This is a genomic window from Leclercia sp. M50, assembly GCF_037150775.1.
Classification (GTDB): Bacteria; Pseudomonadota; Gammaproteobacteria; order Enterobacterales; family Enterobacteriaceae; genus Enterobacter.
In genome coordinates this window covers 1-13,166 of record NZ_JBBCPK010000103.1, presented here as the reverse complement: position 1 = coordinate 13,166, position 13,166 = coordinate 1, and the positions used below count along the sequence as shown (strand labels likewise).

Genomic DNA, 13,166 nt, shown 5'->3' with positions numbered 1-13,166 from the left:
CGGAATAAGCTGAGGGCACCGCGAAGCGGCGATTTTCTTGCCGGGAGCCGGGATTGTTAAGGGGGCGGCGATAGCCCCCTTAACACGTTCACGGGTGACGAGGTTAACAGAGAAGCAAGGAAAGTATAGTGAACGGAACCACCTCCACAGCCTCATGTTCCTCCAACCGACAAACCATCAGAACCGCGTATTCACACTCATAAACCACGTCCGACCCGGCTCATTATAGGTATACGCCCCCGCACCATACATATACGCCCCTGTCGTCGCATTTCCCGTCGTCTGGGCATTCCCCGCACGCCACTGGCGTTTATCAAAGACGTTATCCACGCCCCCGGTCAGGCTCACATATTTGGTCACATCCCAGGTCGCGCTCAGGCCGACGATGCTGTACGGGCTCACTTCGTCCAGCTCGGATCCGGTCGCCGGCTGACCTTTGTAGTTGTACTTCTTCGGCTGCTGCTTGCCGTACCAGGTAAAGGTCGACTGCAACGACACATCCTGCTGCACCTGCCAGCTCAGGGTGGAGTTCAGCGTGTACTCCGGAATGATCGACAGACGGTCGCCGGTCTCCTTGTTTTTGCTTTGCAACATATAGGTAATGTTGTTGGTCCAGTTGATGGCGTCGCTGACCGGCACGTTCAGGGTGCCTTCCAGCCCTTCAACTACCGCCTTCGGCACGTTTTCCCACTGATAAATATCGGTGCGGGTTCTCCCGGCAGAGGTCTGGCCGATCGGCGCATAGCCCGCTTCAATCTTGTCGCGGTAGTCGTTGCGGAACCAGGTCACGCCCGCCAGCCAGCCGTCGCGTTTCCACTCCAGGCCAATCTCTTTGTTGATGCTGGTTTCCGCTTTCAGATCTTCGTTACCCAGCATGTAGCAGCCCACGCCGTCGGCGCTGGCATAGCAGCCCTGGCCTTTGCTGTAGAGCAGGTAGTTCGGGTTGGTCTGGTAGAGGCTTGGCGCTTTATAGGCGCGGGCGATACCCATCTTCAGGGTGAAATCATCCCCCAGCCCCTGGGAAAGGTTGAGGGACGGGCTCCAGTTGTTGCCGACGATGGAGTGATGATCGAAGCGCAGCGCCGGGGTCAGCATGGTGGTGTCGGTCAGCTCCATGTTGTTTTCAGCGAACAGGGAGAAGATTTCCGCGTCGGAGTAGGGGCTGCGATTATCGCTCATTCCCGCAATGGCGCCGCCCTGCAGGGCCTGGCCGTTGGAGGACATATCCTTCATCCGCTGCTGATCCCACTCGGCGCCCAGGGTCAGGTTCTGGTTGACGATAAAGTCGATCGGCAGGTTGATCTCACTGTGCAGCATCACGTCGGAGAGGTCGGTGTCGGTGAACTTATCGCTGTTGAACAGTCCCTCCAGACCGCCCGCCAGCCCCTCGCCGAGACGGGAGTTGCGGGTGTGCTCATACTGCGCCCAGTTATTGGTGGTGATGCCATTATCCCAGCCGCCGGTCCAGGTCAGGGCGAAGTTCTGGCGATAGATCCGGTTGGTCTCTTTGCCGTAATTTTTCTTCACCAGCCCGTTGCTGCTGTTGTCGTTGTTGGTGTTCTGGGTATCCCCGGCATAGAGGTTGTTCTGGCGGCTGTAGCCCGCTTCGAACTGCAGGGCCTGCATCGGGGCAAACTCCCAGCGCAGCACGCCGTTCACGTCTTTATTCTCCACGCCTTCACGTCCGGCGGGCAGCGTGTCGGCATAGGCGCCGGTACGTTCAGACTGATGACCCTGGTTGATATCCCAGGCGTCGGCCTGGGTTTTATCCAGGTTGCCATACAGACGGAAGCTGAACGCGTCGCTCAGCGGGCCGCTCAGGCTAAAGTTGGTGCGTTTGGTGGAGCCTTCTTCGTTGTGCTCAGGGGCATTCAGGTAGGTGTTCCAGGAGCCATGCCACTCGTTGCTGACCTTTTTGGTGATGATGTTCACCACGCCGCCCGCCGCGCCGTTACCGTAACGCGCCGCCGCCGGGCCTCGGATCACTTCGATACGCTCGATCATCTCTGGCGGCACCCAGCCGGTGTTGCCGCGGGTGTCACGCTCGCCGCGCCAGCCCAGACGGATGGAGTTGCGGCTGGTCACCGGCTTACCGTCAATCAGGATCAGGGTGTTTTCCGGGCCCATGCCGCGGATATCAATCTGGCGGTTGTTGCCGCGCTGGCCGCTGGTGGAGTTACCGGTCAGGTTAACGCCCGGCATGGTGCGGATGATCTCCGACACATCGCGCGCCGACGGGTTTTTACGGATCTCATCCGCGGTAATGGTGGAGACGCCCGGCGCCTGCAGGTTCTGCTCGGCAGCGGTGATCACCATGGTATCTTCGTGCCCGGCGGTTTCGGCTGCCATCGCAGGCAGTGCCACACCGTAAATTCCCAGATTGACCAGTAAGGTCAGCGAGTGAAGCTTATTATTCATTGTATGTCCTGCTTTTCGATGCCGCATGCCTCATGGCTCCGTCCCGAATGGGTGAGGCGGCGGAAGGAGATCGCCCGCAGTCTGCGAAAACCCCTCGATCCTGAGTCAGTACGCAGCGCAGAGCATGGTTATTAACTGTTCGCGCTTCCCACAGCGCGCCCATACGCTATTGCAAATGCAAATAGTTATCAATAATATTATCGATATTGTTTATCTTTAATCAACAATTCAGAACAAATCATGGGGTTGAATCGGTGACGACGCTGGAAACGGGAAGTGATGCCTGGTGGCAGTCGAAACAGGGACCCGACCGGGTGCGGGAGGGGGATCATTATCGGGTGACGTTCTGCTGGCGCGACCCGCAGGGCACGGAGCAGACCTCGCCGCTAAAAAGGGTGTGGCTCTATATCACCGGCGTGACCGATCACCACCACAACGCCCGCCCCCAGACGCTGGAGCGCATTAATGGCACCGACGTCTGGCAGTGGCAGGGCGAGTTCAGCCCCCACTGGCGCGGCAGCTACTGTTTTATCCCCTCTGAACGCGACGACGACTTTGCTGAGGCGGTGTTTGCCTCCGACCCGCCGGACCGCATGGCCCTGCGCGAAGGCTGGCGCAGGCTGCTGCCAAAGGCCATCGCCGATCCGCGCAATCCACAGCACTGGCGCGGCGGACGCGGCCATCCGGTCTCGGCTCTCGAAATGCCCGAAGCGCCGCTACAGCCTGGCTGGGATCGGCCGGATACCCCGTATCAACCCGCGCAGTGCATCACCTGGCAGAGCGCAAGGCTCGGCAACACCCGCCGGGTATGGATCTTTACCACCGGCGAAGCATCCCCAAACGAACGTCCGCTGGCGGTGCTGCTCGACGGGCAGTTCTGGGCCGAGAGCATGCCGGTCTGGCCCGCGCTGACGGCGCTCACCCTCGATGGTCAGCTGCCGCCTGCGGTCTACGTGCTGATCGACGTCATCGACACCGACCATCGCAGCCGCGAGCTCCCCTGTAATCCCGATTTCTGGCTCGCCGTTCAGGAGGAGCTACTGCCGCAGGTGCAGGCCCTGGCGCCGTTCAGCGACCGCGCCGATCGTACCGTGGTCGCCGGGCAGAGCTTTGGCGGTCTCTCGGCGCTCTATGCCGGGCTGCACTGGCCCCAACGCTTTGGCTGCGTGCTCAGCCAGTCGGGCTCCTTCTGGTGGCCGCATCGCGGCGGCAAGCACGACGGCATCATTATCGAACAGCTTAAAAACCAACAGCTGTCGGCCCAGAGCCTGCGCATCGTCCTTGAGGCGGGGCGACGTGAGCCACTGATTTTTCGCGCCTGTCAGGCGCTGTATGCCGAGCTACAGCAGACACAGCAGCCGGTTATCTGGCGTCCGGTGGACGGCGGACATGATGCACTTTGCTGGCGGGGAGGGCTGACGCAGGGGCTGATGACTCTCTGGCAGCCGCTTATTTAATAATGGAGTCTGGTATGGAATTCAGTAACCCCTTCGACGATCCGCAGGGTCTGTTCACCATTGTGCAAAATGCCCAAAATCAGTACAGCCTCTGGCCGCAGCAGTGCGCTATGCCTGACGGCTGGCACGTGGTGTGTGAGGCGCAGTCGCAGGAAGCCTGTCAGCAGTGGCTTGCCGCCCACTGGCAAACCCTGATCCCGGCCCATTTTGCACAGGTGACTCCATGAGCGTTAAACATCCTCTCGTGGCGGCCCAGCCGGGGATCTGGATGGCGGAACAGCTCTCCGACCTGCCCAACGCCTGGAGCGTGGCCCACTATGTCGAGCTGACCGGCCCGGTGGATGCGCCATTGCTGGCGAAAGCGGTGGTGGCGGGCATGATGCAGGCCGATACCCTGCGTATGCGGTTTACCGAGGATAACGGCGAGATCGGGCAGTGGGTGGACGAGAGTGCTACCCTGCCGGAACCGCAGATTATCGACCTGCGCCACCACGCCGACCCGCATGCCGCCGCGTTGGCAACCCTGCAGGCCGACCTCAACCAGAACCTGCGCGTCGACAGCGGCCAGCCGCTGGCCTTCCACCTGCTGCTTCAGGTGGCGGATAACCGCTGGTACTGGTATCAGCGCTATCACCACTTAGTGGTGGATGGCTTCAGTTTTCCCGCCATTACCCGACAGATCGCCGCGATTTACCGCGCCTGGTCTAAGGGGGAAGCCACGCCGGAATCGCCGTTTACCCCCTTTGCTGAAGTGGTGGAGGAGTATCAGCGCTACCAGCAGAGCGAGGCCTGGGCCCGCGACGGCGCCTTCTGGGCGGAGCAGCGCAAGCAGTTGCCGCCGCCGGTGTCGCTCTCCAGCGCGCCGCTGCCGGGGCGCGCCGCCACAACCGATATTTTGCGTCTGAAGCTGACCGCCGATCGCCAGGCCTTCAGCCAGCTTGCGAATAACAGCCAGAGCCAGCGTACCGATCTCGCCCTGGCGCTGGTGGCCCTGTGGCTCGCCCGCCTGACCGGACGGATGAGCTACGCCGCCGGGTTTATCTTTATGCGCCGGATGGGCTCCGCGGCGCTGACCGCCACCGGCCCGGTGCTGAACGTGCTGCCCCTGGCGGTGAACATCAACCCGCAGGAGACGCTGCCGGAACTGGCCCAGCGCCTGGCGGGGCAGATGAAAAAGATGCGCCGCCATCAGCGTTACGACGCCGAGCAGATCGTCCGCGACAGCGGGCGTGCCGCCAGTGACGAGGCGCTGTTTGGCCCGGTGTTTAACGTCAAGGTCTTTGATTACCAGCTGGATATCGATGGCGTGCAGGCGGTGACCCATACGCTCGCCACCGGCCCGGTCAACGATCTGGAGATGGCGCTCTTCCCGGACGAGCAGGGCGGCCTGAGCATTGAGATCCTCGCCAATAAACAGCGTTATGACGAGGCCACCCTGGTGCGCCACGTCGAACGCCTGCCCGGGCTGCTGGCGCAGTTTGCCGCCAACAGCGACCTGCGCTGCGGCGAGGCCGAAACGGTCTCTGACGTTGAATATCAGCAGCTGGAAAATATTAACCAGACCGCGGTTCCGCTGCCGCGCACCACCCTGAGCGGGCTGGTGGCGGAGCAGGCCGCGAAAACCCCGGACGCCCCGGCGCTGGCCGATGCGCAATACGAGCTGACCTACCGCCAGATGCGCGAGCAGGTGGTGGCCCTGGCGCATCTCCTGCGCGAGCGCGGGGTGAAGCCCGGCGACAGCGTGGCGGTGGCGCTCCCGCGCTCGGTGTTCCTGACGCTGGCCCTGCATGCCATTGTCGAAGTGGGGGCCGCGTGGCTGCCGCTGGACACCGGCTATCCCGACGATCGCCTGCAGATGATGATCGAGGATGCGCAACCCTCGCTGCTGATCACTACCGACGACCAGCGCCCGCGCTTTGACCATCTGCCGGTGGCGATTTTTAGTTACAACATACTATTACCTGCGGCGGATACCACACCTCTGCACCTGAGCAGGCCGGAACACACCGCCTATATCATCTTTACCTCCGGCTCAACAGGACGACCGAAAGGGGTGATGGTCGGCCAGACTGCCATCGTCAACCGCCTGCTGTGGATGCAAAACCACTACCCGCTCACCGCCGCAGACGTGGTGGCGCAAAAAACGCCGTGCAGCTTTGACGTCTCGGTATGGGAGTTCTGGTGGCCGTTTATCGCCGGGGCGAAGCTGATGATGGCCGAGCCGGAGGCGCACCGCGATCCGCTGGCGATGCAGGAATTCTTCGGGAAATATGGCGTCACCACCACCCACTTTGTGCCCTCGATGCTGGCGGCCTTTGTCGCCTCGCTGACCCCGGAAAACGCCGCCTGCTGCGCCAGCCTGAAACAGGTGTTCTGTAGCGGCGAAGCTCTGCCCACCGAACTGTGCCGGGAGTGGGAGCAGCTCACCCAGGTGCCGCTGCATAATCTGTATGGCCCCACCGAAGCGGCGGTGGATGTCAGCTGGTATCCGGCGTATGGTCCGGAGCTGGCGGCAGTAGAAGGCAACAGCGTGCCGATTGGCTTCCCGGTGTGGAATACCGGCCTGCGCATTCTGGATGGGATGATGCGCCCGGTGCCGTTCGGCGTGGCGGGGGATCTGTACCTCACCGGCATCCAGCTGGCGCAGGGCTATCTGGGCCGCCCGGATCTGACCGCCAGCCGCTTTATCGCCGATCCCTTTGCCCCCGGCGAGCGCATGTACCGCACCGGGGACGTGGCCCGCTGGCTGGATAACGGCGCGGTGGAGTATCTGGGCCGCAGCGACGATCAGCTGAAAATTCGCGGCCAGCGCATCGAGCTGGGTGAAATCGACCGGGCCATGCTGACCCTGCCGGACGTGGCCCAGGCGGTGACCCACGCCTGCGTCATCAACCAGGCGGCAGATACTGGCGGCGATGCCCGGCAACTGGTGGGTTACGTGGTTTCGGAATCCGGCCTGCCGCTGGATCGTAATGCGCTGTTAAATACCCTTAAAACTCAACTGCCGCCGCACATGGTGCCTGTAGTGTTATTGCAGCTCAGTGACCTGCCGCTCAGCGCCAACGGCAAGCTGGATCGCAAGGCGCTGCCACTGCCGGAACTGACGGTTAAAGCCCAGGGGCGCCCGCCGGAAACCGACACCGAATGGACCATTGCCGCGGCGTTTTCCGCCCTGCTGGGGTGTGAGATTAACGATATCGAGGCGGATTTCTTCGCCCTCGGCGGCCACTCGCTGCTGGCGATGCGTCTTGCCGCCAGCCTCAGCCGCCACTTTGCCCGCCAGGTTACGCCAGGACAGGTGATGGTGGCCCCGACGGTAGGTAAGCTGAGCGCGCTACTGGCATCCGACATCAGCGACGAGCAGGCTCAGCGTCTGGGTTACGAGACACTATTGCCTCTGCGCGAAAGCCACGGCCCGACGCTGTTCTGCTTCCATCCGGCCTCCGGGTTTGCCTGGCAGTTCAGCGTCCTGGCCCGCTACCTGAATCCGCGCTGGTCGATCATTGGCATTCAGTCGCCGCGCCCGGGGCCGATGCAAAACGGCGCGACCCTGGACGAGGTGATCGAGCACCATCTGGCGACGCTCCGGACTCAACAGCCGCGCGGGCCTTATTATCTGTTCGGCTATTCGCTGGGTGGCACCCTGGCTCAGGGGATCGCCGCTCGCCTGCGCGCGCAGGGAGAAGAGGTGGCGTTCCTCGGCCTGCTCGACACCTGGCCGCCGGAGACGCAAAACTGGTCCGAAAAAGAGGCCAACGGCCTGGATCCTGAGGTCTTAGCGGAGATTGAACGTGAGCGACAGGCGTTCCTCGCCGCCCAGCAGGGGCAAACATCCGGGGCGCTGTTTAGCGCCATCGAGGGTAACTACGCCGATGCGGTACGCCTGCTGACCACGGCGCACAGCTCAACCTTTGACGGCAAAGCGACGCTGTTTGTTGCGGAACGCACGCGAACGATGGATCCGCACAAGGCCTGGGCGCCGTGGGTAGGGGAGTTAGAGGTCTACAATCAGGATTGCGCCCACGTGGAGATCATCTCCCCGCAGGCGTTTGAGCAAATCGGCCCGGTGTTGAAGGAAATATTGGGGTAGCAACAACGCCCGGCGGCGCTGCGCTTGCCGGGCCTACGGTTCGTGCCATAAGGGTTTTTTAGGCCGGGTAAGGCGTAGCCGCCACCCGGCATTGAGGCACAGGTTCAGACCGCAGTGGTTTTGTAGGCCGGGTAAGGCGCAGCCGCCACCCGGCGTGTTTCTACCGCCGTCCCAGCGGCACCACCAGCGGCGTGCCCGCCACCGGGTCGTCGATGATCATGCAGCGCATCCCGTAGATCCGCTCGATCAGATCCGGGGTGACGATCGCTTTCGGTGCCCCCTCCGCCACAATCTTGCCGTCGCGCAGGGCAATCAAATGGGTGGCATAGCGGCAGGCCTGGTTCAGATCGTGCAGCACCGCCGCCAGGGTAAAGCCCTGGGTGCGGTTCAGGTCGCTCAGCAGCTCCAGCAGATCGATCTGATGGCTGATATCCAGCCAGGTGGTCGGCTCATCCAGCAGCATGATCGACGTCTCCTGGGCCAGCACCATCGCAATCCACGCCCGCTGGCGCTGCCCGCCGGAGAGGGTATCCACGCTCTGCGCCGCCAGGTCGGTAATGCCGGTGGCCTGCATCGCGTTGGCTACCGCCACTTCATCCTCTTTACGCCAGCGGGTGAACAGCGGCTGGTGCGGATAGCGCCCGCGCGCCACCAGCTCCTGGACGGTAATATCCCCCGGCGAGGTGGCGTTTTGCGCCAGCAGCCCGACCCGGCGCGCCACCTCTTTGCTGGCAAAGCGCTGGATCTGCTCCCCATCGAGATAAACGCTGCCGTGCAGCGGGGTCATCAGGCGGCTCAGGGTGCGCAACAGGGTCGATTTTCCGCAGCCGTTGGGGCCGATAATGGCGGTAAAGTGGCCGTCGGGGATCGCCACCTGCAGATCCTCGGCCACGATTTTCTTACCGTAGCCGAGGGTCAGATTGTCGCCGCGCAAGCGGGTCAGATTGGCACTCATTTCTTGCGGGACTCCTGAACAAGCAAGACGATGAGGTAGATGCCGCCCAGGCTGACGGTCACCACCCCCACCGGAAGTTGATAGGGCATAAACAGCCGCTGGGCGCAGAGATCCGCCGCCAGCAGCAAGAGCGATCCGCACAGCGCCGACTGGGTTAACCCCCAGCGGGCGGTACCGCTCAGGCGGCGGGCGATGTGCGGCGCCACCAGGGCAATGAAGGAGATCGGTCCGGCGATAGCGGTGGCCGCGGCGGTTAATACCACCGCCACCAGCATCAGCATCAGGCGCGAACGCTCGACGCTCACCCCCAGCGCACAGGCGCTGTCATCGCCCATCTCCAGCAGCCGCATGCGCTTCACCAGCACCAGGGCGCAGACAAACATCAACAGGATCAGCGGGGCGGCGGGCAGGGTTTTGGCCCACGTCAGGCCGTTAAGCGACCCGGCGAACCACAGCCCGGCAGAGAGCGAGGTCTCCAGCGACGCCTGTAGCAGCAGCCAGGTATTAAAGGCCATCAGCATGGCGCGCATGCCGATGCCGATGATGATCAGGCGGAAGGTCTCGATCCCGTCGCGCCAGGCCAGCGCCCAGACCACCAGCGAAGTGAGAATGCCCCCCGCCATGGCCGCAAGCGTAATGGCCGTCAGGTGCTGACCAAACAGCACCATCGCCACCAGCACGCCGCTCCAGGCCCCGGTGTTAAAGCCCATCACGTCCGGGCTGCCCAGCGGGTTGCGCATCAGCGACTGGAAAATAGCACCGCTGATCCCCAGCGCCGCGCCGACCAGCAGGGCCATCATCACTCTGGGTAAGCGCCATTCGGTGACCACCATGGTGATATTGCGCGGCGCGCTGCCGGTGAGGGCGTTAAAGACCTGCGAGAAGTCGAGCGTCACCGCGCCGCTTTGCAGGCTGACGATCGCCACGGCGAGACTCACCAGCACCAGCAGCAGGCAGCTGAACACTAAACGACGGGAAGGGGCCATCACACTCCACCTCCGCGCTTGCGGCGCACCAGGAAGATCAGCACCGGCGCGCCGATAAAGGCGCTGACCACGGATACCCGCAGCTCGCCCGGTACCAGAAGGCGACCGAGGATATCGGCAAACAGCAGCAGGGCAGGGGTGGCAAGCAGGGTCACCGGCAAGGACCAGCGGTGATCGGCCCCTACCAGCCAGCGGGCCATGTGCGGCATCATCAGGCCGATAAAGGCGATGGGGCCCACCACCGCCGTGGCGCTTCCGCACAATACGGTGATGGTCAGTAATCCCAGCAGCTGGGTGCGCGCCACCCGGCTGCCGAGGGCGGTAGCGGTGTCGCTCCCGAGGCTCAGGCTGTTGAGCGCCCGGCTTAACAGCAGCGCCACGGCGGCGGCGATCAGCACCGGTACGCTCACCACCTGCAACGTTTGCAGGGTGCGGATATCCAGGGAGCCCGCCTGCCAGAAGCGCAGCTGGTCGTAAACATCGGGGTTGAGCAGGGCGATGCCGTTGGAGAGCCCCTCCAGCACCGCGCCGAGCGCCACGCCCGCGAGCGTCAGGCGCACCGGGCTGAGCTGGCCGCCGCCCTGGCTGCCGGTAAAGGCCACCAGCAGGGAGGCGGCAAAGGCGCCGCACAGCGCCATCACCAGCTGTTCGCCGGGAGAGGAAAAGCCAAACAGCGCCGCGCCCAGCACGATGGCGAAGCTCGCTCCGGCGTTAACGCCGAGAATGCCGGGGTCGGCCAGCGGGTTGCGGGTCAGGGTCTGCATCAACGCCCCGGCGAGGCCGAGGGCAGCACCGGCCAGCAGGCCGGCCAGGGTGCGCGGCAGGCGGGCATCCCGCACGATGGTGCAGTCGGCGCTTTGACAGCTGGCGGAGAGGGCATCCACCACCACCGAAAAGGGCAGCGGTTTGGCGCCCACCAACAGGCTGAGGGCAATCGCCAGCGTGAGCAGTAACAGTAAGCCGGGCACGGCAACGGCCCGTGACGCGGAAAGGGAGTACGACATAGCTACGTCCATGATTTGATAATGATAGTAATTATCGTTATCTATCTTATTTAGCTATGTTAGCATGTGCGGCCATGGAATTGGTACAAAAGAAACCATTAAGGCTTTGTAATGACCCGACAATCCTGGCTGCTCAATCTGAGTTTGCTGAAGACCCATCCGGCGTTTCGTGCTGTTTTTATTGCCCGTTTTATCTCTATTTTATCCCTTGGCCTGCTCGGCGTGGCCGTCCCGGTACAAATCCAGATGATGACCCACTCCAGCTGGCTGGTGGGGCTCTCCGTTACCCTCACCGGCGGGGCGATGTTTATCGGCCTGATGGTGGGCGGAGTGCTGGCGGATCGCTACGAGCGTAAGAAGCTGATTCTGCTGGCCCGCAGCACCTGCGGGGTGGGCTTTGTCGGCCTCTGTCTGAACGCGCTGCTGCCGGAGCCGTCATTAATTGCCATCTATGTCCTCGGTCTGTGGGATGGCTTTTTTGCATCATTAGGGGTGACGGCGCTGCTGGCGGCGACACCTGCGCTGGTGGGACGCGAAAACCTGATGCAGGCGGGGGCCATCACCATGCTCACCGTGCGTCTGGGATCGGTTATCTCGCCGATGGTCGGCGGCCTGCTGCTCGGCACCGGTAACGTGGCCTGGAACTACGGCCTGGCGGCGGCGGGGACCTTTATCACCACCTTAACCCTGCTGCGGCTGCCCCTGCTGCCGCCTCCGCCCCAGCCGCGCGAGCATCCGCTTAAGTCGCTGCTGGCGGCGATCCGCTTTCTGTTCAGCAATCCGCTGATCGGTGGCATCGCCCTGTTGGGCGGGCTGCTGACGATGGCGAGCGCGGTGCGGGTGCTCTATCCGGCGCTGGCGATTACGTGGCAGATGAGCGTGTCGCAGATTGGCCTGCTCTATGCTGCCATCCCGCTGGGTGCAGCCTTTGGCGCCCTCACCAGCGGCAATCTGGCGCAGAGTGCCCGTCCGGGGCTGATTATGCTGCTGGCGACCCTGGCCTCGTTTATCGCCATCGGCTTCTTCAGCCTGATGCCGGTCTGGGCGCTGGGGGTGATCTGCCTGGCGCTGTTTGGCTGGCTGAGCGCGGTGAGTTCGCTGCTGCAATACACCCTGATCCAGACCCAGACCCCGGAGGCGATGCTCGGGCGGATCAACGGCTTGTGGACGGCGCAAAACGTTACCGGCGATGCGATTGGTGCCGCCATTCTCGGCGGGCTGGGGGCGATCATGACCCCGGTAGCGGCGGCGAGCAGCAGCGGGTTTGTGCTGGCGATAGTGGGGGCGATATTGCTGGTGGTGCTGGCGGAGCTACGCCGGTTCCGGCAGGAGGTCGCTCCGGTTTAAAACGGTGGAATGTGCCGGGTGGCGGCTACGCCTTACCCGGCCTACAAAACCTACACCGGCACGAACCGTAGGCCCGGTAAGCGCAGCGCCACCGGGCATCAGGCCGAACGGTACAACCCCCCCCGAACCGTAGGCCCGGTAAGCGAAGCGCCACCGGGCATCAACAGGCACGACTATTTAAACAAGGTCTCTAACCGCTCCAGCACCCGGGTGGCGCTGAAATAATCCAGACGGAAGGTTTCAGTCCCCAGCGCCCAGACGCGTTTGTTCTGCACCGCCGGCAGATGGGCCAGCAGGGGGTTGGCGTAGATCGCCTCCACATCCTTCTGATCCCCGGCAAACAGGAACAGCCCTTCGCCATTCAGTCCGGCGGCCAGGTTTTCACCCCCTAACTGCACAATGTCGTGGCGCTTGCCCTGGCTCTGGGACGGATTCAGCCCGGCGGGCAGGGGGGCAAGGGTGAAGCCGAGCTGTTGCAGCAGCTTGCCCTGCGCCGACTCGGTGGTCCAGAGGTTGGCGCTGTGGGCGGCAGCGGTGTAGACGATGGCATTCACCGGCTGCGGCGGCAGCTTCATCTGCTGCTTCACCCGGGCGAGCTGCTTATCAAACTCCGCAATCCGCGCTGCGGCCTGCTGCTCCTGGCCAGTAATCGTGCCCAGCTGGGTCAGCAGCGCCTGCCAGCTTTTATCGTCGTAATTGATGATAAGGGTCGGGGCGATGGCGGAGAGCTGATCGTAGAGCGCGACGGCGGAATCGCCCCCGGTGGCGCTGATGAGGTTCAGATCCGGCATCTGAGCGGCCACCGCTTCTGCGCTCGGCTCGCCGATGTAGAGCCGGGCCAGCTTACGCTCTTTCGCGATATCACCCCACTGGCGCAAAAAGCCCTGATCGTCCGCCACCCGGTTATTC

9 protein-coding genes are annotated in these 13,166 nt (G+C 63.2%); 4 read left to right on the top strand and 5 right to left on the bottom strand.

The window, feature by feature from the left end; all coding sequences use genetic code 11:
• Window positions 1-177: 177 nt before the first annotated feature.
• On the bottom strand, window positions 178-2,418 hold the full coding sequence (locus tag WFM46_RS19765) for a TonB-dependent siderophore receptor (RefSeq protein ID WP_336998320.1): 2,241 nt from the start codon (window positions 2,416-2,418) through the stop codon (window positions 178-180).
• A gap of 254 nt (window positions 2,419-2,672) precedes the next feature.
• Between WFM46_RS19765 and fes the strand changes: the two genes are divergently transcribed.
• From fes to entF, 3 genes are read left to right on the top strand one after another with little or no spacing between them, the layout of a single operon-like run.
• Window positions 2,673-3,875, top strand: a complete 1,203-nt coding sequence (gene fes / locus WFM46_RS19760; RefSeq protein WP_336998319.1) for an enterochelin esterase — start codon at window positions 2,673-2,675, stop codon at window positions 3,873-3,875.
• Between the two features lie 14 nt (window positions 3,876-3,889).
• A complete protein-coding gene (locus WFM46_RS19755; RefSeq protein WP_336998318.1) occupies window positions 3,890-4,102 on the top strand; it encodes an MbtH family protein in 213 nt (70 codons plus the stop codon).
• On the top strand, window positions 4,099-7,965 hold the full coding sequence (entF, locus tag WFM46_RS19750; protein ID WP_336998317.1) for an enterobactin non-ribosomal peptide synthetase EntF: 3,867 nt from the start codon (window positions 4,099-4,101) through the stop codon (window positions 7,963-7,965). The genes WFM46_RS19755 and entF overlap by 4 nt, the downstream gene beginning before the upstream one ends.
• Window positions 7,966-8,125: 160 nt before the next feature.
• On the opposite strand, the gene fepC is transcribed toward entF, so the two are convergent.
• Genes fepC through fepD form a run of 3 tightly spaced genes read right to left on the bottom strand, consistent with a single transcriptional unit; the run spans window position 8,126 to window position 10,910 of the window.
• Window positions 8,126-8,920, bottom strand: a complete 795-nt coding sequence (gene fepC, locus WFM46_RS19745; protein ID WP_336998316.1) for an iron-enterobactin ABC transporter ATP-binding protein — start codon at window positions 8,918-8,920, stop codon at window positions 8,126-8,128.
• A complete protein-coding gene (gene fepG, locus WFM46_RS19740) occupies window positions 8,917-9,906 on the bottom strand; it encodes an iron-enterobactin ABC transporter permease (protein WP_336998321.1) in 990 nt (329 codons plus the stop codon). The genes fepC and fepG overlap by 4 nt, the downstream gene beginning before the upstream one ends.
• Window positions 9,906-10,910 carry a Fe(3+)-siderophore ABC transporter permease gene (gene fepD, locus WFM46_RS19735; protein WP_336998315.1) on the bottom strand — a complete coding sequence of 335 codons (1,005 nt, stop codon included), beginning with the start codon at window positions 10,908-10,910 and terminating at the stop codon, window positions 9,906-9,908. The genes fepG and fepD overlap by 1 nt, the downstream gene beginning before the upstream one ends.
• Window positions 10,911-11,021: 111 nt before the next feature.
• Here fepD and entS point away from each other — a divergent pair, with 111 nt between their 5' ends.
• Window positions 11,022-12,257, top strand: a complete 1,236-nt coding sequence (entS, locus tag WFM46_RS19730) for an enterobactin transporter EntS (protein ID WP_336998314.1) — start codon at window positions 11,022-11,024, stop codon at window positions 12,255-12,257.
• Between the two features lie 173 nt (window positions 12,258-12,430).
• Here the strand turns inward: entS and fepB are convergent.
• Window positions 12,431-13,166: Fe2+-enterobactin ABC transporter substrate-binding protein (fepB, locus tag WFM46_RS19725; protein WP_336998313.1), on the bottom strand; the 736-nt coding region annotated here is incomplete at its 5' end.

Bases quoted from the DNA above. Each gene is read 5' to 3' on its own strand.
- WFM46_RS19765 (WP_336998320.1), bottom strand. From the start codon at position 2,418: ATGAATAATAAGCTTCACTCGCTGACCTTACTGGTCAATCTGGGAATT.
- WFM46_RS19755 (WP_336998318.1), top strand. From the start codon at position 3,890: ATGGAATTCAGTAACCCCTTCGACGATCCGCAGGGTCTGTTCACCATT.
- entF (WP_336998317.1), top strand. From the start codon at position 4,099: ATGAGCGTTAAACATCCTCTCGTGGCGGCCCAGCCGGGGATCTGGATG.
- fepC (WP_336998316.1), bottom strand. From the start codon at position 8,920: ATGAGTGCCAATCTGACCCGCTTGCGCGGCGACAATCTGACCCTCGGC.
- fepG (WP_336998321.1), bottom strand. From the start codon at position 9,906: ATGGCCCCTTCCCGTCGTTTAGTGTTCAGCTGCCTGCTGCTGGTGCTG.
- fepD (WP_336998315.1), bottom strand. From the start codon at position 10,910: ATGTCGTACTCCCTTTCCGCGTCACGGGCCGTTGCCGTGCCCGGCTTA.
- entS (WP_336998314.1), top strand. From the start codon at position 11,022: ATGACCCGACAATCCTGGCTGCTCAATCTGAGTTTGCTGAAGACCCAT.